Annotated in this window: 23 protein-coding genes; 8 read left to right on the top strand and 15 right to left on the bottom strand. The window is 65.7% G+C overall.

Going from position 1 to position 26,434, the window contains the following annotated elements; genetic code table 11:
* Positions 1-81 precede the first annotated feature (81 nt).
* The 5 genes from radA to N826_RS02690 are packed head-to-tail and all read left to right on the top strand — an operon-like array spanning position 82 to position 5,037.
* Positions 82-1,491: a DNA repair protein RadA gene (gene radA / locus N826_RS02710; protein WP_044425731.1), complete on the top strand. Its 1,410-nt coding sequence runs from the start codon at positions 82-84 to the stop codon at positions 1,489-1,491.
* A 30-nt stretch (positions 1,492-1,521) separates the two neighbouring features.
* A complete protein-coding gene (locus tag N826_RS02705) occupies positions 1,522-2,232 on the top strand; it encodes a CvpA family protein (protein WP_044425730.1) in 711 nt (236 codons plus the stop codon).
* 37 nt (positions 2,233-2,269) lie between these two features.
* Entirely contained in the window at positions 2,270-3,730 is a 1,461-nt protein-coding gene (gene purF, locus N826_RS02700; RefSeq protein ID WP_044425729.1) for an amidophosphoribosyltransferase, read from the top strand.
* Between the two features lie 58 nt (positions 3,731-3,788).
* A complete protein-coding gene (locus tag N826_RS02695; RefSeq protein ID WP_044425728.1) occupies positions 3,789-4,496 on the top strand; it encodes an SDR family NAD(P)-dependent oxidoreductase in 708 nt (235 codons plus the stop codon).
* Between the two features lie 34 nt (positions 4,497-4,530).
* Entirely contained in the window at positions 4,531-5,037 is a 507-nt protein-coding gene (locus N826_RS02690) for an arsinothricin resistance N-acetyltransferase ArsN1 family A (protein ID WP_044425727.1), read from the top strand.
* 46 nt (positions 5,038-5,083) lie between these two features.
* Here N826_RS02690 and N826_RS02685 read toward each other — a convergent pair whose 3' ends face one another.
* The 9 genes from N826_RS02685 to N826_RS02645 all read right to left on the bottom strand — a co-directional run bounded on the left by N826_RS02685 (position 5,084) and on the right by N826_RS02645 (position 15,938).
* On the bottom strand, positions 5,084-6,772 hold the full coding sequence (locus N826_RS02685) for a methyl-accepting chemotaxis protein (protein WP_044425726.1): 1,689 nt from the start codon (positions 6,770-6,772) through the stop codon (positions 5,084-5,086).
* A 163-nt stretch (positions 6,773-6,935) separates the two neighbouring features.
* On the bottom strand, positions 6,936-8,306 hold the full coding sequence (gene der, locus N826_RS02680) for a ribosome biogenesis GTPase Der (RefSeq protein WP_044425725.1): 1,371 nt from the start codon (positions 8,304-8,306) through the stop codon (positions 6,936-6,938).
* A gap of 51 nt (positions 8,307-8,357) precedes the next feature.
* A complete protein-coding gene (locus N826_RS02675; RefSeq protein ID WP_063772181.1) occupies positions 8,358-9,665 on the bottom strand; it encodes an outer membrane protein assembly factor BamB family protein in 1,308 nt (435 codons plus the stop codon).
* Positions 9,666-9,718: 53 nt separating this feature from the next.
* Entirely contained in the window at positions 9,719-10,408 is a 690-nt protein-coding gene (locus N826_RS02670; RefSeq protein ID WP_044425724.1) for a tetratricopeptide repeat protein, read from the bottom strand.
* A gap of 147 nt (positions 10,409-10,555) precedes the next feature.
* Positions 10,556-11,101 (bottom strand): thioredoxin family protein, encoded by a 546-nt coding sequence (locus tag N826_RS02665; RefSeq protein ID WP_044425723.1) that lies wholly within the window; start codon positions 11,099-11,101, stop codon positions 10,556-10,558.
* A 117-nt stretch (positions 11,102-11,218) separates the two neighbouring features.
* Positions 11,219-13,747, bottom strand: a complete 2,529-nt coding sequence (locus N826_RS02660; RefSeq protein ID WP_244619374.1) for a sensor histidine kinase — start codon at positions 13,745-13,747, stop codon at positions 11,219-11,221.
* Entirely contained in the window at positions 13,734-14,408 is a 675-nt protein-coding gene (locus N826_RS02655) for a response regulator transcription factor (protein WP_044425721.1), read from the bottom strand. Before N826_RS02655 ends, N826_RS02660 begins: the two co-directional genes overlap by 14 nt.
* Before the next feature lie 21 nt (positions 14,409-14,429).
* The gene (locus N826_RS02650) at positions 14,430-14,837 is read right to left on the bottom strand and encodes an acyl-CoA thioesterase (RefSeq protein ID WP_044425719.1); all 408 of its coding nucleotides are present in this window, start codon (positions 14,835-14,837) and stop codon (positions 14,430-14,432) included.
* A gap of 6 nt (positions 14,838-14,843) precedes the next feature.
* Positions 14,844-15,938: an AbrB family transcriptional regulator gene (locus N826_RS02645; protein WP_052830775.1), complete on the bottom strand. Its 1,095-nt coding sequence runs from the start codon at positions 15,936-15,938 to the stop codon at positions 14,844-14,846.
* A gap of 282 nt (positions 15,939-16,220) precedes the next feature.
* On the opposite strand from N826_RS02645, the gene N826_RS02640 reads away from it, so the two are divergent.
* Both N826_RS02640 and N826_RS02635 read left to right on the top strand, forming a co-directional pair.
* The gene (locus N826_RS02640; RefSeq protein ID WP_147039982.1) at positions 16,221-17,408 is read left to right on the top strand and encodes a DUF2336 domain-containing protein; all 1,188 of its coding nucleotides are present in this window, start codon (positions 16,221-16,223) and stop codon (positions 17,406-17,408) included.
* Between the two features lie 134 nt (positions 17,409-17,542).
* A complete protein-coding gene (locus N826_RS02635; RefSeq protein WP_147039985.1) occupies positions 17,543-18,997 on the top strand; it encodes a hypothetical protein in 1,455 nt (484 codons plus the stop codon).
* Between the two features lie 36 nt (positions 18,998-19,033).
* Here N826_RS02635 and N826_RS02630 read toward each other — a convergent pair whose 3' ends face one another.
* Both N826_RS02630 and N826_RS02625 read right to left on the bottom strand, forming a co-directional pair.
* Positions 19,034-19,819, bottom strand: coding sequence for an enoyl-CoA hydratase (locus N826_RS02630; RefSeq protein WP_044425716.1), 786 nt, complete (start codon positions 19,817-19,819; stop codon positions 19,034-19,036).
* A gap of 84 nt (positions 19,820-19,903) precedes the next feature.
* Positions 19,904-20,746, bottom strand: coding sequence for an Hpt domain-containing protein (locus N826_RS02625; RefSeq protein WP_084720434.1), 843 nt, complete (start codon positions 20,744-20,746; stop codon positions 19,904-19,906).
* 263 nt (positions 20,747-21,009) lie between these two features.
* On the opposite strand from N826_RS02625, the gene N826_RS02620 reads away from it, so the two are divergent.
* The gene (locus tag N826_RS02620) at positions 21,010-22,539 is read left to right on the top strand and encodes a helicase HerA domain-containing protein (RefSeq protein ID WP_044425714.1); all 1,530 of its coding nucleotides are present in this window, start codon (positions 21,010-21,012) and stop codon (positions 22,537-22,539) included.
* Positions 22,540-22,549: 10 nt separating this feature from the next.
* On the opposite strand, the gene N826_RS02615 is transcribed toward N826_RS02620, so the two are convergent.
* From N826_RS02615 to N826_RS02600, 4 genes are read right to left on the bottom strand one after another with little or no spacing between them, the layout of a single operon-like run.
* The gene (locus tag N826_RS02615; RefSeq protein WP_247870460.1) at positions 22,550-23,710 is read right to left on the bottom strand and encodes a D-alanine--D-alanine ligase; all 1,161 of its coding nucleotides are present in this window, start codon (positions 23,708-23,710) and stop codon (positions 22,550-22,552) included.
* Positions 23,707-24,345: a DedA family protein gene (locus N826_RS39620; protein WP_052830774.1), complete on the bottom strand. Its 639-nt coding sequence runs from the start codon at positions 24,343-24,345 to the stop codon at positions 23,707-23,709. Before N826_RS39620 ends, N826_RS02615 begins: the two co-directional genes overlap by 4 nt.
* Positions 24,339-25,181, bottom strand: coding sequence for an alpha/beta fold hydrolase (locus N826_RS02605; RefSeq protein ID WP_044425713.1), 843 nt, complete (start codon positions 25,179-25,181; stop codon positions 24,339-24,341). The genes N826_RS39620 and N826_RS02605 overlap by 7 nt, the downstream gene beginning before the upstream one ends.
* Complete coding sequence (locus N826_RS02600) at positions 25,178-26,431, bottom strand: tetratricopeptide repeat protein (protein WP_044425712.1); 1,254 nt, start codon at positions 26,429-26,431, stop codon at positions 25,178-25,180. The genes N826_RS02605 and N826_RS02600 overlap by 4 nt, the downstream gene beginning before the upstream one ends.
* Positions 26,432-26,434 lie beyond the last annotated feature (3 nt).

Genomic DNA, 26,434 nt, shown 5'->3' with positions numbered 1-26,434 from the left:
GTGTGGGGCGTTTCCCCGATAGGATCGGGAACGCCGACGTGCTAATCATGCTGCATCGCAACACGACGAGTTTTAGTTACATTGGCTCGACCAAACACCCGGTATGTCTGCCAAGCCTGTGGCGCCAGCTCTCCTAAGTGGAGCGGCAAGTGCGACGCGTGCGGCGAGTGGAACACTCTGGTCGAGGAGGCGGTACCCGAAAGCGCGCCCAAGGGGCTCGGCCGGGCGTCGGGCGCCGGCCGGAGAATCGACTTCGTCGATCTTAAAGGCGTTTCGGAGAAGGCGCCCCGCCGGATCAGCGGCATTGCCGAATATGACCGCGTATGCGGCGGCGGCATGGTGCCGGGTTCGGCCCTGCTGGTCGGCGGCGATCCCGGAATCGGCAAGTCGACGCTGCTGCTCCAGGTGGTTTGCAGCCTCGCCAAGACTTTACGGTGCGCTTACATCTCGGGCGAAGAAGCGGTCGATCAGGTTCGGATGCGCGCCGCGCGTCTGGGTACGGCCGAATCGGCGGTCGAACTGGCGACGGCAACCAATGTCCGCGACATCGTGGCGACGCTGGACAGCGGCGACGCACCCGGGCTGTGCATCATCGATTCAATCCAAACCATGTATGTGGACACGCTGGACAGCGCGCCCGGCACGGTCGCCCAGGTGCGCGCCTCGGCCCAGGAACTGATACGGGTTGCCAAGCGGCGCGGCATCATCCTGGTACTGGTAGGCCATGTCACCAAGGAAGGCACCATTGCCGGCCCGCGCGTCCTGGAGCACATGGTCGATACCGTGCTGTATTTCGAAGGCGAGCGCGGCCATCAGTTCCGTATCTTGCGCGCGGTGAAGAACCGCTTCGGTCCGACCGACGAGATCGGCGTGTTCGAAATGACCGATGCGGGCTTGAGCGAAGTATCCAATCCATCGGAACTGTTCCTGGCGGAGCGGCGGGGCGACGTATCCGGAGCCTGCGTCTTCGCCGGACTTGAAGGCACCCGCCCGGTGCTGGTGGAAATTCAGGCGCTGGTCGCGCCCTCCCCCCTTGGCACTCCTCGTCGCGCGGTGGTCGGCTGGGACAGCGGCCGGCTTGCAATGGTGCTGGCCGTTCTGGAGGCGCGCTGCGGGATCGCGATCGGCGCCAACGACGTCTATCTCAACGTCGCGGGCGGGCTAAGGATCGGCGAACCTGCCGCCGACTTGGCGGTGGCGGCGGCCCTCGTGTCTTCCTTGACGGGTGAGCCGGTTCCGTCCGACGCCGTCGTGTTCGGTGAGATCGGGCTGTCCGGAGAGATCCGGGCGGTCAGCCAGACCGACGTCCGCCTCAAGGAAGCTGCCAAGCTTGGTTTCGAGAAGTCGTTGATGCCAACCTTGCGGGGCCGGAAGAAGGGCAGCCGGAGCGATCCGGGTATCCGGCAGATTGAGCTTGCGCATCTGGAAGACCTTATCCCGATGTTCCAGGAACCCCGCTCCGCCGGCCCTGCCGGTCGTGGACGGACATGATCCACAAGTTGACGTGACGGGTCACCGACGATGGAAACCACTTCGATCAATCCGACGGATATCGCCGTCATCGTCATTCTGCTGCTGTCGGCCCTCCTGGCCTTCGCACGCGGACTGGTACGGGAAGTTCTCTCGGTCGGCGCCTGGGTCGGCGCCGCCTTCGCAACGCTTTACCTGTTTCCCCACGTGCTTCCGATGGTCCAGCAAGTCGTTGCCAAGGATCTCGTCGCCAAGGCGGTGGCTGGTATCGGCGTCTTCGTCGTATCGCTGATCCTGCTGTCGATAATCAGCCATCAGATCTCCAAAGGCGTGCGCGGTTCGGCGCTCAGTGCGGTCGATCGTTCCCTCGGGTTCGTTTTCGGCATCGCGAGGGGTGCGGTTATCGTTTGCCTTGCCTATCTATCGGTGGCTTGGGTCTTTCCGCCGACCGACCAGCCCCGCTGGCTGAAGGATGCTCGGACGATGCCGGTCATTCAGACGGGTGCGGATATGCTTCGCAATCTGGTCCCAGACCAGACACGCTCGAATGCAGCGTCCTCCGCCCAATCGGCCGCCAACTCGGCGGCCGGCGCCGCCATCGAGCAGACGAACAAGGCGATCCAGGAAGAGGCCCTTCGGCGTTTATCCGTGCCGAGACCGACTGCCGCCAATGCAACGAACGCGGATGCGCCCGCGCCGGAGTCAGGGTATAAGGACCGTGACAGGTCCGACCTCGACCGATTGTTTGAAACTGCCCGTTAGCCTACCACATCCGACCCCGCGAAAGGGTTTAGTTCCCATGTTGACGACCCATCCGTTCGACGACGACAAACTACGCGAAGAGTGTGGCGTGTTCGGCGTTTACAACCATGGTGAAGCTGCCGCTGTCGCGGCGCTCGGGCTTCATGCCCTTCAGCACCGTGGACAGGAGGCGGCGGGTATCGTCACCTTCGATGGCGAGCACTATCACATCCAGCATGCCATGGGACAGGTAGGCGACAATTTCAGCTCGCAGTCGGTGATCGCGAAGCTGAAGGGCCACGCCGCAATCGGGCATGTCCGGTATGCCACCAGCGGCGATACGGTACTCCGGAACGTACAGCCGCTGTTCGCCGATTTCGAGTTCGGCGGCTTTGCGCTAGCCCATAACGGCAACCTGACCAATGCCCTCATGCTCCGCCGGCAACTGGTGCGCCGAGGCTGCCTGTTCCAGTCGACCACCGACACCGAGGTCATCGTCCATCTGATGGCGACCGCCCGCAGCGGCTCGGTCATCGACCGTATGGTAGAAGCGCTCCGTCAGGTCGAGGGCGCCTATTCGCTGATCGCATTGGCCAACGACATGGTCATCGGCGTCCGCGATCCGCTGGGCGTACGTCCGTTGGTGCTTGGCAAGGTCGGCGACAGCAACGTGCTCTGTAGTGAAAGCTGCGCGCTGGACATCATCGGCGCGGAGTTCGTCCGCGACGTCGAGCCGGGCGAGATGATCGTCCTGGACAGCTCGGGCGTCCACAGCCTGCGCCCGTTCCTGCCGCAGAACCGTCGCTTCTGCATCTTCGAATACATCTACTTCGCGCGGCCGGACAGCGTGGTCGAGGGTCATTCGGTCTACGAGGCGCGCAAGCGCATCGGCATGGAGTTGGCGCGTGAAAGCGCCGTCGACGCAGACGTCATCATTCCGGTTCCCGACAGCGGCGTGCCGGCGGCCATCGGATACGCGGCGGAGAGCGGCATTCCGTTCGAACTCGGCATCATCCGCAACCACTATGTCGGCCGCACCTTCATTGAACCGACCGACCAGATCCGCAACCTGGGCGTCAAGCTGAAGCATAACGCCAACCGCCACATGATCGAGGGCAAGCGCGTCGTCCTGGTTGACGATAGCATCGTGCGCGGCACCACCTCCATCAAGATCATCGAGATGGTGCGCCGGGCCGGCGCCAAGGAAGTCCATATGCGGATTTCCAGCCCACCGACCAGCCACGCCTGCTTCTACGGCGTCGATACGCCCAAGAAGGAAAAGCTGCTGGCGCACAAATACTCGATCGACGAAATGGCGAAGTATATCGGCGCCGACAGTCTCGCCTTTATCTCGATCGACGGCCTCTATAAGGCGGTGAAGGAGCCCGAGGGGCGGAACAACGCCAAGCCGCAGTACTGCGACGCCTGCTTCACCGGCGACTATCCGATCCCCCTGCTGGACCGCGATACACCGGGCGAAGGCTCCGAAGTCACATATCGCGCCGAGGCGCGGGGCTAACCTCCCCGCTACCGCCTGAACCCTGACCGACTACCGCCTGCTCTGAAAGCCGTCTTCCATGTCCAGCCCCCGTTTATCGAACCGCGTCGCCCTGATTACCGGCGCATCCCGCGGCATAGGTGCAGCCGTGGCGGAACGCTTCGCCGAGGAAGGCGCCCATGTCATCCTGGTGGCGCGTACCGTGGGCGGCCTGGAGGAAGTAGACGACCGCGTCAAGGCCAAGGGTGGCACCGCCACCCTGGTCCCGCTGGATCTGACCGACTTCGATAAGATCGACCAGCTCGGCCAGTCGATCTTCGACCGGTTCGGCCGGCTGGACATCGTCGTCGGCAATGCCGCGACCCTGGGCGACCTCAGCCCGGTATCGCATTTCGTTCCGAAGACATGGGACAGGGTTTTCGCGCTGAATGTCACGGCCAACTATCGGCTGATCCGCAGCATGGACAGGCTGCTGCGCGGGTCCGACGCGGGGCGGGCGGTGTTCGTCACGTCGGGCGTCGCCCGTCACGCGGTCGCCTATTTTGGCGCCTATGCCGCCAGCAAGGCGGCGCTGGAGACGATGGTGAAGATGTACGCGCTGGAAATCGCGACGTCGCCGGCGAAGGTCAACCTGCTGGATCCCGGCGTCGTGCGGACCAAGCTGCGCGCCCAAGGCTTCCCCGGCGAAGACCCGATGGTCCACCCAGCGCCTGAGGAAATCACCGAGCGCTTTGTCGAACTGGCGGAGCCCGCTTGCCGCTATCACGGTGAGATCCTGTCCGCCTGAACTCTTCCCCCAAGGATTTCCGACCAGAGCCGCCATGCTGACCCGCCCCGCCTCCCCGGCCGATGCCGAAGCGATCACGGAAATCTACAATCAGGGTATCGAGGACAGGATCGGGACTTTCGAGACCGAGCCCAGGACTGTCGAACAGATCCTCGCGTGGTTCGATGCCGTCGGGCCGCTCGGGCGCTTTCCCATCGTCGTGACCGAGGATGAAGGCCGGATCGTCGCCTATGCGGCGACATCCGCCTATCATTCCCGCGCCTGCTACCGCGGCATCGCGGAGTTCTCGGTCTATGTCGCACGGGACCGGCGCGGACAAGGCGCCGGGCGTGCCGCCTTGACGGGTTTGATCGAGGCTGCCACCAAAGCGGGCTTCTGGAAGCTGCTGTCGCGCGTCTTCGCCGAGAACGTCGCCAGCCGGCGAACCTGCGCCGCCGTCGGCTTCCGTGAAGTCGGGACCAACCTGAAGCACGCCAAGCTGGATAGTGCATGGCGCGACGTGGTCGTGGTCGAACGGTTGATCGAAGAGAATATTGACTGATAGGTCGGACAGCACAACCGTCCCGTCCGACCCGGTCGTCCTTAGCTCAGGCGGCCCGTATTCCCGACAGGAACCGCTCGATCTCCTCCCGCAGAGTGATCGCCTGCTTGCCGAGTTCCTTGGCGGCGCCAAGGACTTGCCCGGCCGCCGCCCCGGTCTGGGTCGCCGCCTGCGAGACCTCCGACAGGTTGGCGGAAACCTCCTGCGTTCCCTGGGCCGCCTGCTGGACGTTGCGCGCGATCTCATGCGTCACGGCATTCTGCTCCTCCACCGCACCAGCGATGCTGGTTGCGATCTCATGGATGGAGGAAATGGTCTTGCCGATGCCCTGGATGGCGTTGACGGCGCCGCCGGTGGCCTCGCGCATGCCGGCGACTTGGGTGGTGATGTCCTCCGTCGCACGGGCGGTCTGGTTGGCCAAGCTCTTGACCTCGCTGGCGACGACCGCAAAGCCCTTCCCGGCCTCACCGGCGCGGGCGGCCTCGATCGTCGCGTTGAGGGCCAGCAGGTTGGTCTGCTCGGCGATCGTCTGGATCAGGCCGATCACTTCCCCGATCCGCTGCGCAGCGTCGGACAAGCCGCGGACCGTATCGTTGGTCTGGCTCGCTTCGGCAACCGCCGATGTCGCAACGGTGCTCGACTTGGAAACCTGCTGCGAGATGCTGTGGAGAGTGGCAGTCATCTCCTCCGTGGCGCTGGCGACGGTCTGCACGTTGGCGGAGGTCTGTTCGGCGGCGGCAGCCGACGCGGTCGATTGGCGCATCGTCAGGTCGGCGACGGCGGACATGCTCTGAGCGGTATCGTCGAGTTGCCGCGCGGCTGATGTGACGCCGCCGAGCACCGCGACGGTCTGAGTCTCGAACTGCCGGATGAGGTCTTCGACCCGCACCGCACGCAACTCCTTGGCTTCCTGTTCGGCTGCCTGCGCCGCCTGCATGTCGCGGGCACTCTCAAGCCCTTCCTTGAACACCTGGACGGCCGTGGCCATCTGGCCGATCTCGTCACGGCGGCCCGTCCCCGCGACGGTGACGTCGAGCCGCCCCTTTGCGAGCAGCCGCATGGTTTCGCACAGGGCCTTGATCGGCCGGGAGATCGAGGACACGAGGAAGAGACCCGCGACGCTGCACAGGAGAAGGGCCAAGACCAGGGCGCCGACGATCATCTTCCATGTGACACTATAGATCGCCGAGGATGCATCGCCCACGGCCTGGCCGGCGGCGATGGTCACGCGGACCAGATCCTCGGCCTGCTTCTTCATCTCACGGAAGGCATTCCTCGATTCGTTCAGGAAGACCGCGGATGCCTCGTCCTTCTTGTCCTGACGGGAAAGCTCGAAGACTTTGCGGGTTGCGGTGACATAGCCGTCCCAAGCCTTGGTATAGCGGTCATAGGCTTCGCGCTCCTGATTCGAGAACTCGAAGTTTTCGTATCGGTTGCGGGTCGCTTGCAGCCGTTCGACGAGGTTCTGGGCAAATCGCTCCCGTTCCAGCATCAGGTCGCGTTTAACCTCAGAAACGTGCCCCGATTCGTAGGTGCGGTATTCGTTGGCTCCGGTCAGGAATTCACCGACATAGCCGGTACTGGGCAGCCATCGGTCCCGAAGCTGCTCGGTCATGGCGTTCATCTGGGCAAGGCGGGCGAGGGCGAAAAGCCCAAGGCTTGCGGAGACGACGAGGACCAGAGCGAAGGAAATGAACACCTTCGTCTGGATCTTGAGATTGATAAGCTTTGTCATTGGTCTCTTGAACTCTTCCCTTAGGCGGTCGGTGGCCTGACCGCCGAATGCGCTGTGCAACAGCGGCATCCGATGGGGCAGGCTATCTGACCCATACCTAACGAAGGTTTCGAAAGACGTAACTAAATCAACGCTTTGCCGCAAGTTTTCCTAAACTTGACGCTTACTCCTCCGCATAGGGGTTCTTGCCCTTGCGGGTCAGCATGCGGATCGGCACGCCGGGGAGGTTCAGGCTCTCGCGGATCCCGTTCACCAGATACCGGATATAGGTTTCCGGCAGATCGAGCGGCTTGCTGACCCACAAGGCGAAGGTCGGCGGACGTGCCTTGACCTGCGTGGCGTAGCGGATCTTGATGCGGCGGCCCTCGACCGCCGGCGGCGGATGGGCTTCCGTCATGCCGGCGAGCCAGCGGTTGAGATCGGAGGTGCTGACGCGCCGGTTCCAGACATCGTAGATGTCGAAGACGGCGTCGAGCAGGTTGTCGAGCCGCTGCCTGCGGAGGGCGGACAGCGTTACGACGGGGATGCCACGCACTTGGGCAAGCTGTGCCTGAAGCTTGTCTTCGATCTGCTTCAGCGTACCCGCGCGGTCGGTGACGATGTCCCACTTGTTGACGGCGATGACCAGCGCCCGGCCCTCGTCCAGCACCATGCGGGCGATGGTCAGGTCCTGGTGATCCAGGATGGCTTCGGCATCGACCACCAGCACGACCACATGGGCCATGCGGATTACGCGCAGGGCGTCGGCTACCGCCAGCTTTTCCAGCTTCTCATCGACCCGCGACTTGCGGCGCATGCCGGCGGTATCGACCAGCCGGATCGGTTTGTCCTTGTAGGTCCACTCCACCGCGATGGCATCGCGGGTCATGCCGGCTTCGGGGCCGGTCAAGACGCGGTCCTCACCGACCAAGCTGTTCAGCAGGGTCGATTTACCGACATTGGGCCGTCCGACGATCGCCAGTTGGAGGGACTTGATGACCGGCGCGGTTTCTCCCCCATCGGCCGGATCGGCACCTTCCTCGGCTTCCGCGGTCTCTTCCGGAGGGACATAGGGCAGCAGGGCTTCGACCAGTTCCGCCAGACCTTCGCCGTGCTCGGCCGAGATCGGGACCGGCTCGCCCAGCCCGAGTTCGAATGCCTCGTACAGGCCGGGAGCGCCCGCCCTGCCCTCGCACTTGTTGGCAAGCAGGATGATCGGCGTTTTGCCCTTGCGCAGCCACTGGGCGAAATGATGGTCCAGGGGCGTCACGCCGGAGCGGGCGTCGATCAGCATGAGCGCCACGTCGGCCTCTTCGATCGCGCGCTCGGTCTGGCGGCGCATGCGTGCCTCCAGGCTGTCGTCGAACGCCTCCTCGAGCCCGGCGGTGTCGATCACCGTCAGGTCGATGCCGGCCAGACGGGCCGGCGCGGCGCGCCAATCGCGCGTGACGCCGGGAGTATCGTCCACCAGGGCAAGCTTCTTGCCCACCAGCCGGTTGAACAGGGTGGATTTGCCGACGTTGGGCCGGCCTATGATCGCGACAGTTAGAGACATTGCTTCCATGTAGGGAGCCGATGCCGGCTCCACCACCTCAATTAGGTCGCCTTAACGGTAGGCGACCAGGGTACCGTCATCGGTCAGAACGTAAAGCGTATTGTCGGCCACGATGGGAGCTATGAAAGCACCGCCGGGGAGTTCCAGGCGCTGCTGCTCGCGCCCATCGTCCGGCGACAGCGATACCAAGTCACCGACGGAGTTCGCGAGCCACAGACGGCCGCCAGCCAGGACGGGACCGGTCCAGATGATGGAACCGCTTCGCTCCTGGGGATTCTCGTAGCGCGGAAGCGGAGCGACCCAGCGGATGCGGCCCGACTGACGGGTCAGCGCCATCACCTCGCCCTCGTTGCTGAGCACGAAGATGAAGTCTCCAGCAGTCCAGGGAGTATTGACGCCGCCGATCTCCTGCTCCCAGGCGCGTCCGCCTGACCGCTCGTCGATGGCGACCATCCGCCCGCTGTGGCTGACCGCTACCACGAGGCCGCGGTCGATCACCGGCATGCCGCGGATATCGGCAAGATTGGACAGTGCCCCGGCGCGCCGGACGGCGGCCAGATTGTCCGACCATGCGACACGGCCGTTCTCGGCACGGAGAGCGAAAAGCTCGCCCGACGAATAGGGCACGGCGACGATGGAGCCGTCGGCCGCCGGACTTGCAGCACCCAGCAGGCCAGCGGTTTCAAGGATGCCTGTATGGGTCCACAGCGTGGCACCGTCGGTCGCCGAATAGGCCACGAGTTGGTTGTCGACGGTGACGACGAAGGCGCGGTTGCCGATCACGGTAGGCGCTGCGCGCACCGGTCCCGGAACGCGCGTGCGCCAGGAGATGGCGCCGGTCGCGGGATCGAGCGACAGCAGTTCGCCGAAGCCCGTGGTGGCGAGCAGCCGGCCATCCGCGAAGGCCACGCCGCCGCCCAGTGCCCCGCCCGATTCATTCTCACGCTCGACGCTGGTGCGCCAGATCTGCTTGCCGTTGGCGGGATCGAACGCGGTTACCTCGTAATCGGTGTCGAGCGTATAGATCCTGCCGTCGGCCATGACGGGGCGGGCGAGCAGCCGGGTATCGCTGGAAGAGCCTGACCCGATATCCGCCCGCCAGACTTCGCGCGGCTGCGCCGACAGCGCCAGATGCCCCATCGCATGGTCGGGATTGCCGCCGGCCTGCGGCCAGGATGGATTGGCCACCGGCGCCGGCAGCTCGACCCGCAGGTCGGCCAGCCGGGGATCGGGCTCGAGCTGCCGCTCCAGGCGCAGGACCGAGATCCGCTCGCCCGGCAAAGGCGGCGGTTCGCTGTCGCCGAACCAGCTTCCTCCGCCGCAGCCGGCAAGCGTCATGGTCAGCAGACCCGCCGTCATCAGGCGTGCGGCTACGGGCCGGGAGGCCCGCCGGGAAGCAGTTCGGGAAAATGTCATTGCGGCTCGGCTGAATAAAGGGCTGCAAGTTCGGTGGCGCGGCTGCGGACACCGGCGGGAGCGGCGGGATCGTTCTGAATTTGCGTGAAAAGTCGTCCGGCTGCGGCCTTGTCGCCGGAGCGGATGGCGAGAAGGGCAGTCAACTCGCGGGCGGAATGACGCCACGGGCTGCTGTCGGCCACGAGCGGCTGAAGGCGGGCCGTGAGCTGGCCCGGATCGCCGGTCTGGACCTGATGCATCACCGACAATACGGTGGCGAGGTCGCGATAGACGGGTTCAAGCTTCGAGGACTGCGTCAGCTCGTCGTAGATCTTGACCGCGGCGGCGGAGTCGCCTTCGCGGGCACGCAGCCCCGCCTCGAAAAAGCGGGCCAGGGTGCCGGGGCCGGCGCCGTTCTGCGCGGCGAAGGCCGACAGCGCGTCCGCCGCAGCCTTGGGGTCGCCGCTGGCGTTGGGATCGCCGGCGGCAGGCCCTGCGGCATTGCCGGCAAGGCGCAGGGCGTCCGCAAGCTGCGCCGTTTGCGTTTCCGCCTCGGCGTGCTGATGGTTGCGCCAAGCGACGAAGCCGGCAGTACCCGCGACGATGACCAGCACGGCGCCGACAATGGCGGCGCCGTACCGCTTCCAGATCATTTCCAGTCGATCGCGGCGAAGGTCTTCATCGACTTCGCGAAAAATATCGCTCATATGGCTGTATCCGGGCAGGCAGCGCCTGTCCGTCCTCATGCGTGCGGGTTGGGCCGGATACCAGACGCCCCGGTACAGGTCAAGGCGGCAATACGCCCTGCGGTCGGCGCCTGCGGCTTTCGACCGGCCCGGACCCAGGTTTTAAGCCTATTTCCACTTGATCGAGCAGCCCATGCTGGGGATCTGCTCCGCCGGTCCCTGCCCCGTCGCCGCGACTCGCACCATGGCGTCGAACAGCTCGCGCCGGGCGTTGGGCACAGGCTGAACTTTCGAGACGTCCAGACGTCCGCGGTATTGCAGACCAAGATCGGCATTGAAGCCGAAGAAGTCCGGCGTACAGACCGCATCGTACGCCTTTGCCACGTTCTGCGTCTCATCCAGCAGGTAAGGGAACGGAAGCGCGTGTTCGGCCGCGAACCGCTTCATGTTCCCGAAGTCGTCATCCCTGTAGCGTTCGGTGTCGTTCGACATGATGGCGACCGATCTGACGCCGTGACGCTCCAACTCGCGGCAGTCGCGGGCGATCCGGTCGATCACCGCCTTCACATAGGGACAGTGATTGCAGATGAACATGACGAGCGTGCCGTTCGATCCCCTCACGTCGGCGAGGCTCCACGTCCTGCCGTCGGTACCGGGCAGGTTGAAATCCACGGCTTTCCAACCGAAGTCGCAAATCGGTGACTGGGCTGCCATAGGCGTGTAACTCCCTAGACTTTTGTTCGGCCAGCGTCCCGTAGCGCCGGGGCTGCGGCCTCTTCATTGTTGGTCCGGGATTGTAACGCGGGAAATGACGGCATCCAACACGCGCGATCAAGGGGTCCCGAAAGCGAGATGCCACTGACGCAGAAAGCTCTCCCGCTTGTACTTGTCGAGGAAGACGAGAAGCGCCGGACTGAGGGTGATCGGGACGATCGGGCCGGCCGTCACCGCCGTTTCGGTCCCGGCGGCGAGTTCCCCATGGATATCGGGCGCCAAGGCGAAGAGAGCCGACTGGCCGGCGATGATCTCCTGGCCGCGCTCGGACAGAAGATAGTCGATGAAGCTGCCGGCAAGATCGGCCCGCTTCGACCCCGCCGGGATGATGGCGACCCTGGACATGACCAGGGTGTAGTCTTCCGGCAGCACGATGCCGATCCGGGCGCCCGCCGACATCCGGGCACGGGCATAGGATCCCAGCATGTTGTAGGCGATCAGGACTTCGCCCCGTTCGATCATCTCCAGGATATCGCCGGTGCAGCAAGCAAGCCGCGCCTGTGCCGCCCCAAGGGTCACCATGAGTTGCCAGTATTGGCTGAAGAGGACAGAGTCCTGGGTGGCGAACAGGTAGCCGATGCCGCTGGTCGCGGCGTCGTAGGTCGCCACCCGCCTGTTGTACCGGGCACCGTTGTCCCGGATCAGCCGGATAAGGTCGTTGCGCGACCGGGGAACCTCGGTCTCCGGGACGAGGTCAGGGTTATAGACGATCACGGCGGGCTCGACGGTGAAGCCGAAAGCCTCGTCACGCCACTTGGCCCAGTCCGGGAGAGCCAGGGTGGCCGTCGATTCGTAAGGCTGGGAGAAGCCGTCGTTGATCAGCTTGACCTGAAGGTCCGAGGCAGAACTGATGACGAGATCGGCCCCGGTCTGTCCGGAAGCGGTCCGTTCGTAGAGATCACGCGTCGAATAATCCGAATATGAGACCGTGACGGTCGGTGCCAGGCGCTGGAAGTCGAGGATCAGGGGTTCCATCAGCGTCCGGTCGGTCGCGGCGTCGATCAGCAGCACCTGCCGCTCTCCCGCCGGTGCCGGGTAGACGACCGGCTCGACCGCCAGCGCCGAACCCGGCGAAACGAACGACAGCAGGCCGGTCGCCAGCACCGTGATGAACAGCAGGCCGGCGTACGGGGACGGTGTGGAAGCGGCAGCGGCATGGACTGCGGATGCCATTGGCGATACCGCCAGCCGGGGGAACTCCAAGCGGACGATCAGGCCGCCGCCGGGCCGGTCGAGCAGGGACAGGACGCCGCCATGGGCATCGGCAACCGCCTTGACGATGGCGAGACCAAGGCCGCTGCCCATGGTCCCCGCTCCGGCGCTGCCGCGCCCGAAGCGTTGCAGCACCTTGTCCTTCTCCCCGTCCGCGATGCCGGGTCCGCGATCGGCCACGTCGATCCGGAAGCCGTCGCCGTCGGGGCGAAGGCCGAGGCCGACCGCGACCGCACCGCCCTCCCCCGCATATTTGACGGCGTTGTCGACAAGATTGGTCATCGCTTCGGTGAGGCTGATGGGGTCGCCGGCGATGACCCCATGCTCCGCCGCCTCGTCGATATCGAGATGGATCAGGACATCGTCGCAGATCGGCCGTGCGCGCTGGACCACATGGTCCAGCAAGGCGGCGAGGTCGATCGTCTCCGGTTCCAGCGCCTCGCTCCGGTGGATCACCATGGCATGGCTGAGCAATTGGCTGGTCAACTGGCTTGCTTCCACCGCATTGCGGTGGATGCGTCCGACCGATCTTCTGAGACTTTCCGGATCGTCCTCGTCCGCGGCGAGTTCCGCCTGCAACCGCAAACTGGCGAGCGGCGTGCGGATCTGATGGGCCGCGTCGGCCAGGAACGTCTGCATGGTATCGAGATTGCCGTGAAGGCGTGTCAGCAGGCTGTTGATCGCGTGGACGAGCTGGGAGACCTCGGCTGGCGGCGGAATATCGATCGGACGGAAGTCGTTGGGCTGGCGGGCGCGGATCAGCCGCTCGAGCGACGCCAGCGGGGCAAGGGCTTGTCTTACTCCGAACCAGATCAGGCCGCCCCCTGCCAGGACCGCAAGGGCGATCGGCAGGAAGGCGTTGGTGAGGATACCGCGTGCCAGGCTTTCCCGCTCCTCCCGCGTCTGGGCGACAACGATCCGAACCCAGCCGGACAGCTGAGGATGGGCGATCAGCCGGTCGAGCACGGCGAGACGGATCGGCATGTCCCGGTATGTCGCATTCTGGAACGTGGTGTTCCGCTCCCCCGCTTCGCGATGGATCACCGGCAGGTCGTCATAGCCGGTGACCAGATCGCCGTCCGGCGCGTCGATCCGGTAAAAGATGCGGTCGCGGCGGGCCATCGCCAGGATGCTGAGCGAGGAATAAGGCAGATCGACGGCGATCCGACCGCTTTCCACCCTGATCGTATCGGCGATGGACAGCGCCGCCGCCTGAAGCAGCTGGTCGTAGGCGCTGTCGGCCGCCCGCTGGGCATAGGCATCGACGAAGGCGAACAGGCCGGCGGTCAGCAGCGCAAGCGCGCCGAACAGGCGGATCAGCAGCCTCTTGCGGAGCGAGTAGCCTTCCCGGCCGGCGGCCTCAGCGCTCGGCACTGACTTCCGCCACATAACCAAGGCCCCGTACGGTGCGTATTTCGACCGACGCTCCTTCCAGCTTCTTGCGCAGCCGGGAGACGTACAGCTCGATCGCGTTGGGGGCGGCAGGCTGGTCCAGGCTGAACAGGCGGTTCAGCAGGTCGTCCTTGCCCATGACGCTGTTGAGGTTGGTCAGAAAAAGCTCTAGCAGGCGAAACTCGCGGCCGCTGAGGTCGAGCGCCTGGCCATCGACGGAAGCCCGCTTCGCCGCCATGTCGAACAGCAGGTTGCCGAACCGCGTCGCCGACGACGCCATGCCGTGCGAGCGCCGCAGGAGGGCGCGGCAGCGCGCCTCCAGCTCGCGCAGGTCGAAGGGCTTGACGATGAAGTCGTCGGCGCCGAGATCGAGCAGGTCGACCTTGACGTTGACCTGGGACCGGGCGGTCACGACCAGCACCGGCGTATGGTCGCGCCGACGGCGCAGCTTGGTCAGGATCGTCTGGCCGTCGACGCCGGGCAGCATGATGTCCAGGATGACGAGCTGATAGGTCTCCTGGGCAAGCAGCTCTTCCGCCGCTTCGCCGTCGGGCGCCCAATCGACCGCATAGCCCAGATGACGCAGCCGGCGGACGACGGCATCGGCAAGATCCTCGGTATCCTCGACCATCAATATGCGCATGGGACGGCACCAGGACTTTCTTCAGGACTGAGGTTGCGGCTGAGCCGGCGGAACGGGACGTGGACGGCGCTGCTCGTCTATCGCGACGAATGTAAAGGTCGCTTCCGTCACTTTGAAGCAATCATCGCCGTCCCGGCTACGGCGCCATGCTTCGATGCGGATGCTCAGCGAGGTTCGCCCGACCCGGATAATATCGGCGTAGAGGCTGACTTCGTCGCCGACGAAGACCGGGGAATGGAAGACCATGCTGTCGGCGGCGACGGTGGCGCAGCGGCCCCGCGCCCGCCGGGCCGCCGCGTTGCCAGCGGCCAGATCCATCTGTGCCATCAACCAGCCGCCGAAGATGTCGCCAGCGGGGTTGGTGTCGGCCGGCATGGCGACGGTGCGGATGACCGGTTCTCCGATCGGGACGGCATTGGCCTGCGGCATTCCCAGTCACTCCTTGGTTCTGTTTCTATCGGGGGTTCTGCTTCTATCGGGGATTTTGGATGCATGAGGCGCAGCCTGCCCGCCGGGCGCCGCCGACTGCGGTCCAGCGCGGTAAAGCCATAGCGGCACGATCAGGTTGAGGACGATCAGGCGCACGACATGGTGAGCGCCAACGAATGCAGGGTCGAGCCCGAGGGCGAAGGCCATGATGGTCATGGCTTCGACACCACCCGGGGCATAAGCGAGCCAGAGCTGTCCGAAAGGCAGCGCCAGCAGGATATGGGCCGCGTAGGCGAAGACGGCGGAAACGCCCAGCGCCAGCCCTACGCTTTCCAGCGCGCCCCGGAAGGCCGTGCGCATGGAGGAGAAGGACGTGTTGCCGAAGCGGACCCCTATCACGCAGCCGGTGACGACGAAGCCCAGGATCAGCAGCGGGCCGGGCAGACGCCCTTCGACCATGCCGGTCGCGTGCAGGCCGGTGCTGACGATCATTCCGCCGAGCAGCGCCCCGCCGGGAACGCCAATCCGTTCCAGCAGCAGTCCGGCGGCGTAGCCTCCGGCAAGGGTGACGGCGGTTTCGGGAAGCGACAGGTGCGATCCGTCGCCCGGCGGCACGAAGACGGTTTCGCCTGGGAGCAGCCAGGGCAGCAGGGCGACCAGGACGAAGAGGCGGAGACCCTGGGCGAAGGCGATGCGCGGCAGGTCGGCACCGCTGCGCAGAGCCAGGATCAGCACCTGCGAAAGGGCGCCCGGTATCGACGAGTAGCGCGCGGTGGCCCGTTCCCATCCCCAGACCCGCGTCAGCCATGTGGTGCTGACCCCGATCATCGCGATCACCGCCACGGCCAGAATGCCGAGACTGCCCGGCCAGGCGCCGAGCTGGGCGATCGTTCCCGGCGTCACGGCGCTGCCGATCGAAGTCCCGAGGACGACGAAGACAACGGTACGGAAAGCGTCGGGCACATGGACCTTGAAGCCCGCGGTAGCGGCCACGGCCACGGCGATCATAGCACCCGACAGCCATGCGGCCGGCACGCCGGCCAAGGCGAAGATTCCACCGCCGATTGCACCAAGCGCCACGGTCAGGCAGAAGGCGATCATTCCGGAGATACTCTCACCGGGCTTCCTCCAGGACAGCGTTCTTATTGTTATGGAACGGAATCCGCGTCGATCCCGTACCGCTGTGGCCGAAGCGTAGCAGCGGAACCTGTCGCCGACCTGTCATTCGGCCGCCTTGTGCCTGCGCAGCGAAGCCTCTCAGTACCCAATGTCCTTAGAGACCTAATTTTGTCACAGCCTGAAGTCAGGTGTCGCAATCCTTCGTCAACCTTCAGCAGCGCAGGCTTCGGCAACCTTGCCGTAGTTCCAGCCGAAGGATTGACCGTGCAACCCTCCCTGCCCTCCGCCTTGCAGAATGGTCTGTCACTGGCCGATGTCGCTCGCCTGATGGATCAGCCTTCGGTCGCCAACCGGGTCGACACTGCCGATAAGGTGGCCGAGCAGCTTCGGACAGGGAAATTGACCGGGCCAGCCGAGGACATGGCCAAGGACATCCTGATGCGCTTCGCTCAGGACGCGGAAGCGGCGGTCCGTCAGGCGGTCGCCTGGCAGTTCCGCAACAACGACCGGCTGCCCGAGGCGCTGGCGGTCCGGCTGGCCGAAGACGTTGCGGAGGTCGCCGCTCCGGTGCTGAGCTACCATGCCGGGTTCGAGGACGCGTTCCTGACCAACGTCATCGGCACGGGCGATCAGCTCAAGATGGCGGCGATCGCCGTCCGCCGCTCGGTATCGACGATCGTATCGGACGCTTTGATCGATGCGGGCGACGTGGCCGTCATGACCTGCCTGCTCGCCAATTCCGGCGCCGAGATAACGCCGGACGGGCTGGGCCGGATCGTGGACCGGCATGGTGATACGCAGTCGATCGCGACGATGGTCGCCGGTCACCCGATGCTGCCGGCCCCGGTCGCCTGGAAGCTGCTCGGCCGCGTCTCGGCCGCACTGATGCGCGACCTGGCGAAGCGGCATAAGATCCCGGATCTGGTACTGGAACGCTGCATCACCCGCGGCCGCGAAGCGGCGATGATGATCATGATCCGGCCCATGCTGGCGGACGGCACGCATCTGCGTGGGTTCATGGAGCAGATGCACTGGCAAAAGCAGCTTACCACCGATATCCTATTCCGAATGCTGTGCGCCGGCGACCTCGAGGCCTTCATCACCGGCATGGCGGTGCGGTGCGGCATCACCCGCGAAGCGGCGGCGATGATGGTGATGGACGAGCGCCCGGTCGGATTGACCGCCGCCTTCGATCAGGCCGGTATGAAAGCGTGGCTGATCGAGCCGTTCCGGGTCGCCTTGACGGTCGCGCGCCGCTGGTCGCGCCCGATGATCGCGGCGAAGCGGCGCGATTATCAGCTAGAGGTGCTGGCGCGCGTCTTCGAACACTGCGCGGATACCGAGGAACGCGACGTAAGCGACCTGATCCTTCAGGTCTTCGACCTGCGCGCCGACCGGACCGTTATGGAGGCCCGCGACCGTCTGAACCTGCCGGCGCCCCGCCCGTGCTAACCCTGCCCTAAGCCTTCAGAGAGGATTACCACCGCCTTTCCATTCCTTCGATATGGGGCGTTGAGTTAAACAACGCCGCTATGAACAGCGCAAGACAGGACGCGCTCTCCGCCAGGCGGATGATGACGAGCGGTATGGACAGTTCAGCGAGAGCGACCGATCCGATGGAGGATGCGGTCTACAATCGCGTGCTCATGGCGGCCATGGCCGGCCGGCGGACCATGGTGGTCACCGATTACACCGGCGGCAACGGTGCCTTGCCCGGCCGCAGGATGGCCGATTACATGAATTCGTCGGGTGGCGTAGCTCTGACCGCCACGGGGTACCGGGGCGCCCGCCTGGAAGACCTGCTGTCGGAAGCGGCGGTCGGTATCGGGCTGAAGCGCTCCAACGACCTTGAGGAATTGGCGCTTTCGCTGGAGCGGTCGCTGGATGCGGCGGGCTCCGGACTGCTGGTCATCTTCGATGCCCATCTGCTGTCCGCCCCGGTGATCGGCGATCTGTGCGAATTGTCGGGCAGCGACACGGAAAGCGGTCTGTATATGCAGGTCCTGCTGACCGGCGGTCCCGGACTGGATGCGCAGTTCGAGAAGCCGGGCCTTGCCAATGCAGCACGGCTTGTCGCGTCGTCGCGCTGGCGGATCGAAGGTGACGGCCAAGAGGCTGAGGAGGAGCTGGCCAGCCCTCCCGTCGTCGAACGGCAGGCTCCGATCCCCTTGGCGGCTCCCGGAAAGGGTGCGCAGCCGGCACGGTCGCCGGCGCGGCCGAAGACGGAGCAATCGGCCTTCACCCGGCGCAGGGCGGAACGGCAACAGGATTTTCCGGTTTCCGGGCCGGTACCGGAACAGCGTCCGCTCCGCAAGCCTCGCGCCGTCCACGCCTATGATATCCAGTCCGACCCACGCCCGGAGTACCGTGAGCCGGCGAAGTCGTCGAAGCGGGTCTACTGGGTACTTGTAATCGGCATCCTGTTCGCCTTCGCGGCCGGCTTCGTGACCAATGCGCTTTGGCCGTTCGCCCCCAAGAGCGCAACCGAACTGCTGAAGGGCGACGGCTTGTCGGCCCTGACCGCCAACCTGCCGAGCGCGCCGTCCCTCACGGCACCCTTACAGCCGGTAGAGCGGCAGGAACCAGCGGATCCGGCTCCCGTGCCGGAGGGCTCGACGCCAGCACCACCGCAGGCACCGCAGGCTTCCGCTCCGCCGGCCAGTCCACCGGCAGCGTCAGGGTCCACAGGGGCCGCCCTTCCTCCGGACTGGAAACAGCCGCCGGTCGAGCGCCAGCCTCCGGCCGCGACGCGAAGCTTGCCCGCTGCGGGGAGCGCACCGCCCGTGGAGCGTCCGGTGATGTCGGCTCCCACTCCCCTGACGCCGCAACCTCAGCAGCAGGCCCAGGTCCCGTCATCCCAACTGCCGTCTCGGCAGGAACAGGTTCCGCCACAACCTGCCAGAGCTGAGAACCCGTCGGACGTCTGCCGCGAAGGCTCGGGTGCCGCAAAGCCGCCGCAGAATTCGTTTGCCGGGATCGCGGAAGGCTTCATGACCGATCTGCGCAACCTCGGGCGCTGCATAAACAGTCTGGCGAAGTGAGGACGGCAGGTTCCCTCGGGAACCTGCGTCGAGACTTCACCGGCCGCGGAACACCGGCTTCCGCTTTTCCATGAAGGCGGTTCGGCCTTCGACATAGTCGTCGCTGGCGATGCAGGCCTTCATGAGGTCTTCGCAGCGCCGGTAGTCCGGCTCGCCCGCCGGCTTGTCGAGTTCCTCGATCATCAGCTTGGCGGATCGGACAGTCAGCGGCGCGTTGTCCGCGATCGAGGCGCAGAGCTCGTCGATGGCGCTTTCCAGGCCGACATCGTCCGTCATCCGATTGATCAAGCCCATTCGCAGGGCTTCCGGCGCCTGGAACCGGCGGGCCGTGAAGAAGATTTCCTTGGCGAAGGCGGGACCGACCAGATCGCGCAGGCGCTTGACGCCGTCGAAGCTGTAGCCGACGCCGAGCCGTGCCGCCGGGAGCGCGAAGATGGAGCCTTCGGTCGCGATCCGCAGATCGCAGCTGATGGCCAGCCCAAGGCCGCCGCCGATGCAATAGCCCCGTATCATGGCGATCGTCGGCTTGGGAATTATCTGAAGGGCTCTCATCGACGCGGCCGCCAAGTCGTCATAGGCTGCCACTTCCTCCGACGACGCCCGATGCTTCTCGAACTCCGAAATGTCGGCGCCGGAGACGAAGGCGCTGTCGCCCGCCCCACGCAGGACGATGACCTTGATCCCATCGTCGGCCTCGAACATGGAGAGCGCCTGGGGCAAGGCTTCCCACATCTCCAGCTTCATCGCGTTGTGACGCTCGGGATTGTTGAAGGTGATCCAGCCGACCGGCCCCTGCCGTTCGGCGATCAAGCGATCAGTCATGTGTATTCCCCTGAACGATGTCACGCCGCTGCGCCAAGGGGTGGAGTTAGGCCTCTCGGGGCAGCGCCCGCAAGTCCTGTCGCGTCAGACCACCCCCAGCTTGACGATCGCATAGGCGAAATCGGCGGAGAAATCCTCCCCCTTCCGCACGACCAGGACTTTTTCGTTCAAGCGGTGAAGCCGGTTTCGAACCGGCTCCGCATCGAGTTTGGATGCGACGATGACGAGAGGGACATGATGCGTCATCTCGGCCGCATGGATCATCCGGGCCACATCCACGCCATCCAGGATGTCGATGATGTTGCTGATGAGGATCAGGTCGGGGCGGGTCCGGATGGCGCTCTCGATACCCTGGAAGGAATTGGACAGGACGACCAGCCGGAAGCCGCCGGCGCGGATCTCCGGCTCCATCAGGCGCAACTGGATGTTGCGAGGACCGATGAACAATACCGTCTTCTGCCCCTGCGCCCGCCGCTGGGTCTGCGTGGGATGGAAATCGGGCAGCGACTTGAGTATCCGCCGGCCTTCCTCGCTTCCCGGATCGCGCCGGGCCTCCACGATCGCGCCGATGGCGTGGACATGCTCCAGCATGCCGTCGACTGCGGTTTCGCTGAAGTTTCCGGTCGCAATAATGTAATCTTCAAGATGATGCGAAATCAAAGCAATAGTGGGATAGCCGAAACTCGCCGCCGACCCTTTGATGCTATGGACGTTGCGCAGTAATTCGAATGAATCCGGCTTGACGTTCAGATTCTTAGAAAACGATACAACCATCTGCTCGACATTGCCGAGCCGCTCCACAACATCATCGATAAAAAATGGCAGAAGTTCGGCAACCAGATCGGCATCTATATCCTTCTCGCTCGTCATCTGTTGCCTCAGGGTGGAATACCTAGCCAACATACAAGTTACCGGGCTGACATTCATCCTCCACCAAGCGATGTAAAAAAATGCCGCACCGAATGATTACTTATAGTTTTGGTTAATTATTTTCTTCGCTATTTTACGGTTAATCATGAACCCCTGTCCGGTGCCGGCGCCGCACCTTCTCCTGTCGGCGGCGGTGGCGCGTGGGCAAGGACGGCGTACGGCCGTCGGTCGCCGTTTTGAGATGCGGCGGTTTTCAGGTATAGGAGGGGACACGATATCCGGAGCGGGAAGTCGAGCCGCGACGGGGCAGAGGAGAGGTGATGAAAGTCAGCATCGACATGGGGTCGACGCAGAACGGTGGACCGGCGACGCTCAATCTGGAGGAGTTGCTGGCTACCCGATTGCTGGTGCAGGGAAATTCCGGTTCCGGCAAGTCACACCTGCTGCGCCGCCTGGTCGAACAAAGCGCTTCCTGGGTCCAGCAGGCGATCCTCGATCCCGAAGGCGATTTCGTGACGCTGGCGGAAAAGTTCGGCCACGTGGTGGTCGACGCCTCCGCCCATTCCGAAGGGGCGCTCCAGCGGATCGCCGCGCGTGTCCGGGAACACAGGGTCTCCGTCGTCGTCAACCTGGAGGGGTTGGACGTCGAGCTTCAGATGCGCCACGCCGCCGCCTTCCTGGGCGGGTTGTTCGACGCCGACCGGGACTTCTGGTACCCGATGCTGGTGGTGGTGGACGAGGCGCAGATGTTCGCGCCCGCCGCAGCCGGCGAAGTCTCCGACGAGGCGCGCAAGGTGTCGCTGGGCGCCATGACCAACCTGATGTGCCGGGGCCGCAAACGCGGCCTTGCCGGCGTGATCGCGACCCAGCGCCTGGCGAAGCTTGCCAAGAACGTGGCGGCCGAGGCATCCAACTTCCTGATGGGCCGCACATTCCTCGACATCGACATGGCGCGCGCGGCCGACCTTCTCGGCATGGAACGGCGGCAGGCCGAGATGTTCCGCGACCTTGAGCGCGGTCATTTCATAGCCCTTGGCCCTGCCCTGTCGCGACGGCCGCTGCCGTTGCGGATCGGCAGCGTCGAGACGACGGGACGGACCGGAAGCCCCAAGCTGACTCCCCTACCCTCGACAGCCCCGGAGGATGCCCGCGACCTGATCCTGGCACCAGGCGAGCCCGAGCCGCTGGTCCGGCCCAGCGTGCGGAAGCCGATGCCCCCGCCGCCGCAGAACATGGATATCCTGTTCCAGCTGGCGCAGTCGAGGCCGGTGCTGAGCGCGCCGCCCGAAGAAGTCGAGGAACAGGGACCCGAAGTCGACCGCGAACCGCTGCTCGACGACATCCTGCGGAAGATCCTGGAGGACCAGGAGGCGGCTTTCCGGTCGGTCGCGGTGCTGTACCAGGACTTCCTGGTCCGCTGCCGCATCCACAAGGTACCGGGAGCCCCCCTGGATCTGGCGGCCTTCAAGCGCCGGCTTTCCGCGGCGCGGGCCGGCGTGCGCAACGAAACAGCCGACGGGCCGGAATGGGAACAGGCGACCGTCCTGGCCGCCGGCCTGCCGGAGGACATCCAGGGCGTCTTCCTGCTGATCGCCCGCGCCGCGATCGAGAAGGCACCCTGCCCGTCCGATGCCGAGCTGGCCCGCGCCGTCGGCAGCCGGTCGAACGGCCGCGCGCGGCGCCTGCTGAGCTACATGGACCAGCGCGGGTTCGTCGTCACACGCAACGACCGGGGCGGCAACCGGATCATAGCGCTTCCCGGATTGGGCTGGGAAACCGCGCCGGGAGACCCCAATGCCGCCGACGATCCGGCGGCGCCCCAGGGCGGCGACCTGTTCGACGTGGCGTAAGGCGCCGCCATCACTGCGTCGGCGGATAGAGCGGCGTCAGCGTCTTTTCGCGGCGATAGGCGCGCCAGAACTCCAGCAGGCCCTGGCCCCGGTGCCCCCGGTCACGGTTGGCACGGCCGATGGCGAACAGCAGGCGGTACTGTTCCATGATGTCCCGCCGAGCCCGCCGGAGCGGGGTCGAGCGGTCCCAGACATGGGTCATCTCCGCCCCGGCACCATTGATCTCCATGATGGTGAAGTCTTCGCCGGCCTGGAGACGCTCCATATCGGCGAAGCGGATGTCGAAGCGGCCGAACCAGAACTCGGGCATCGAACGGGCGATGGCGTCGAACCGGGCGGTCATGGCCGGCGTAATGAGATGGCTGCCATTGCGGAAGATGCTGCCCCGGCTGTGGCTGCCGGCAAAGGCGAGCCGTACCGGCTCGCCCGCTTCGGGGACGTGATCCAGCCGGTCGGCGTGGCGCGGCAGGTATAGGTGCGGTACGCGGCCGGCGCGCGGGTCGGCCAGGATCAGTTGGCGCAGGGTCGAGCGGCCGTCGCCATAGACGTAGGGGAAGTATTTGAGGGTCAGGGATACGATGCGCCCCTTGGCCTCCCCCGGCATGCGGACATAGAAGACGCCGGCTTCGGCTTCGAAGGCGACATAGCGTTGCAGGATCAGCCGCGCTCCGGGCGGAAAGCCCTCCAGGTACTTCGCCAATTGCCCCAGGTCGCGGACCAGTCGGACCCCGGCGCCCCGGCATCCAAGGTCCGGCTTGGCAACGATTGGGAAGCCGAGACCGCCGGCCTTCATCGCCGCCTCGGCCGCCAGCGCTTCGGCTGTCGGATCGTCGGGCTGTTCCGGACGGTCTATCGGGATGAACGGAGCGATATGGCCGGGAGCAGAGGCGCAGGCGAGGTCGAGGATCGCGGATTTCGACTCGCCGGAAAAGCCACCGCCGGGGAAGGACGGGTTGGCGGCGGTCGGCAGGGTGATGCCGCGATAGCGGACCATCAGCCAGAGCGAATAGAGCGCTACCGGCCAGTAGAACCGCCGCATCGACCAGAACTCGAAATCGCTGAGCTGGTCTCCCGATAGATCCAGCGGCGGCATTCCGGCATGCGGAATCGGCCATGCTGTGCTTTCCGGTGCGGCGCGGTCCTGGATTGGCGCTTCGGCGAGCATGGTCATGATGAGGCTCCGGTATTGACCGATTTGGCCGATGAGAAGCAGCGCAGCAGGCGCGGCGTCCCGGTCGCCAGGATTGCCAGGGACAGGACGGCAAGGATTACGGCCGTGGTCGGATCGAGGCCGGTCGCTCTCCCCAATGCGTCGCCGAGCGTGCGTCCCAAAGATGCCGCAAGCCAGAAGAGGCCCGCCGTCCAGACGGCGACCGCGACGCAGACCAGGGCAGCGAACCTGGGGAACGATACTCCCAGGACCCCTGCCGCCGTGTAGGTCGCGAACCTTAGGCCCGGCACGATGCGGGCGATCAGGACGGCTGCGGTCAACCGGCCGACAAGGACGGCGCGAGCCCGCTGGACGGGTGCGTCGTTCAGGCGGCGGCGGAGTGCCGGAATGCGGACACCCAGGCGTCCCATCCCATAGAGGCCGATGTCGCCCAGCGCTATCCCTCCGGCCACGGCCGCGAACGCCGCCTCCCAGCCGATCGTGCCGTTGAGGGCGAGTGCGACACCGGCTGCTATCGCAGCATCTTCCAGCAGGAAGGTAATCAGGACCAGCGACGGCAGAAGCAGCCAGGGCTCGGTCGAGAACGCCAGGATGGCGGAAAGCCCGCCCAGCCAGTCGGCAGGCATTGTCAGCATGTCATGTCTCCCGCGCGGGCAATGGCGTCACGCACGGCGGCGGTGGCGTTCCAGGGGAGGAAGTGATCGGCCCCCTCCAGCACGACGGTTTCGACCAAGCAGGCGCCGCTGAGCTTGGCGGCCGAATAGGCGGCATTCGAGAAGGGCACCAGATCGTCCCTGGTGCCGTGGACGATCAGCACCGGGCAGCGGATCAGCGGCAACTCGGCACGGAGTGCTTCAAGTTGAGGCTTGAGGTCGAGCAGTTCGGCGTTCGCGTTGCGGATCATGCGCGGCAGGAATGCCCGGACAGGAGCCCAGGCTCCGACCCACTGGAGCGGATGCACCTCCTCCATTTCCGGATCGAGCGAGGCCGCCAGCAGGATCAGCGCCCTCACCTGTTCCGGATGGCGCGCGGCGACGAGGGCTGCGATCGGCCCTCCCAGCGAATGGCCCAGCAGGATGGCGCCGCGGCCGGATGGCAGGAAGGCCGCCACCGCATCGGCTTGACGGTCCAGGCTGGTGAGCGCTCCTTCCGGACCGCTGTCGCCGAAACCGGGACGGTCGAGCGCCACGACTTCGAGGCCCGACGGCGGTTCGGCCAGGAAGTCGGCCCAGCCGGCGGCGGAACCGGGAGTACCGTGGATCAGGATCAGCCGGGGGGCCGTGGCATCTCCCGACGCCAGATAGCTGATCGTGACCGGCTCCGCATCTTGCGGGGCCCTGTCCAGCAGCAGGGTGTGCCGGAACGGCGCCATCGTCTCGGGCAGGGTCACCGGTCCCGGTATGTCGCAGGCGGCGATGCCGAAGGCGGCGACGATCATTCCGGCGGCGCGTATCGCGGTCTTGCAGGTCACGCGCATATCCCTGGCCAAAGGGTTGGAGCGGACTCGAGCTGCCTGCGGCTGTCCTGATAAAGCTGCTCGAACCACGTCTGCTGGGCCGTGCTGCCGCCGAGCAGGAACATGCGCGGAAGCACGGAGCCGAGGGCGGATGCCGCCTCGGCACAGCGGCCACGCGCATGGGCCGCGAGGCCGCTAGCGGCGGGAATGGCGATTTCGCTCCAGATGACACGGCTGGCTGGGGAAGCGATCACTGCATGGGCGCGCATCCCCGCCAGCATTTCCGCCGCCGCGTCGTCCTCGCCGGCCCGCGCCAGGGCGTAGAGGTAGTGGAGGTCGAGAAAGGCGTTCTGCCGGTCGTTGATGCGAGGACCGACATGGACCGCAACGTCGGCCCAGCGGCTTCCGACGTCAACGCCCCGCAGCTCCAGCCGCGACAGCAGCGAGACCGCGTTGACCTGGTCCTGGACATAAGTCTTGCGGACGCCCCAGACGCGGGCGTCGAACAGCGCCAGCGCGGCGGCGGCATCGTCCAGATCGAGCCGGAACAGGGCGGCATGCCACCAGTTATGGGTGTACATGAAGCTGGAACAGCGGTCCCAGGTGCCGGACAGCGGCCCCAGGAACGCCAAGCCGCCGTCCGGATCGCGGCGGGCTTCCAGCACATGGGCGACGGCGTGCTGGGCCCATGGGTCGTCCCGGTTCATGCCGACCGCGCGGCGTCCCGCGTCCTCTGCGGCATCCAGCGCCCCGGCCTGTTCCAGCGCGAAGGCGAGCATGCCCCAGGCGTAGCTGTACTCCCGACCATGCGGCAGCGCCGCTTCGGCAAGCGCCCGCATCCCGGCACGGTCGCCCCGGTTGAGCTGGTGGATCTGGGCCAGCTTCAGGTTCAGCAGGTCGCGCGGCCACGCCAGCGCTATGCGGCGGTGAAGGTCGAGCGCCCGTTCGGGTTCACCCGTTCCCCAGGCATCGAGCGCCGCCACCGTCAGCCGCTCCCGTTCGGATGCGGTGCTGACGACGGTGCGGGCTCGGGTCAGGTACGGTGCGGCCTTGTCCATCCCTTCGGCTGTCTGGAGGAACAGGTAGAGCGCGCCGGCATAGGCCTGGAGCAATCCGCAGTCCGGGTCGGCCTCGGCGGCGGCAAGCAGGGCGCCGGCTTCTTTGCCATGGCTGAGGACTTCGAGGGTGAAGCGGTCGATCGCTTCGACGGTGGCGGATGTCGCCGTCGTCACGGGATGCCCGAAGCGGTCGTGCCGGATGGGCATCGT

Origin of the sequence: Skermanella aerolata KACC 11604 (assembly GCF_000936425.1) — a bacterium.
Lineage (GTDB): Bacteria > Pseudomonadota > Alphaproteobacteria > Azospirillales > Azospirillaceae > Skermanella > Skermanella aerolata.
This window is presented reverse-complemented; position numbering and strand designations above follow the sequence as displayed.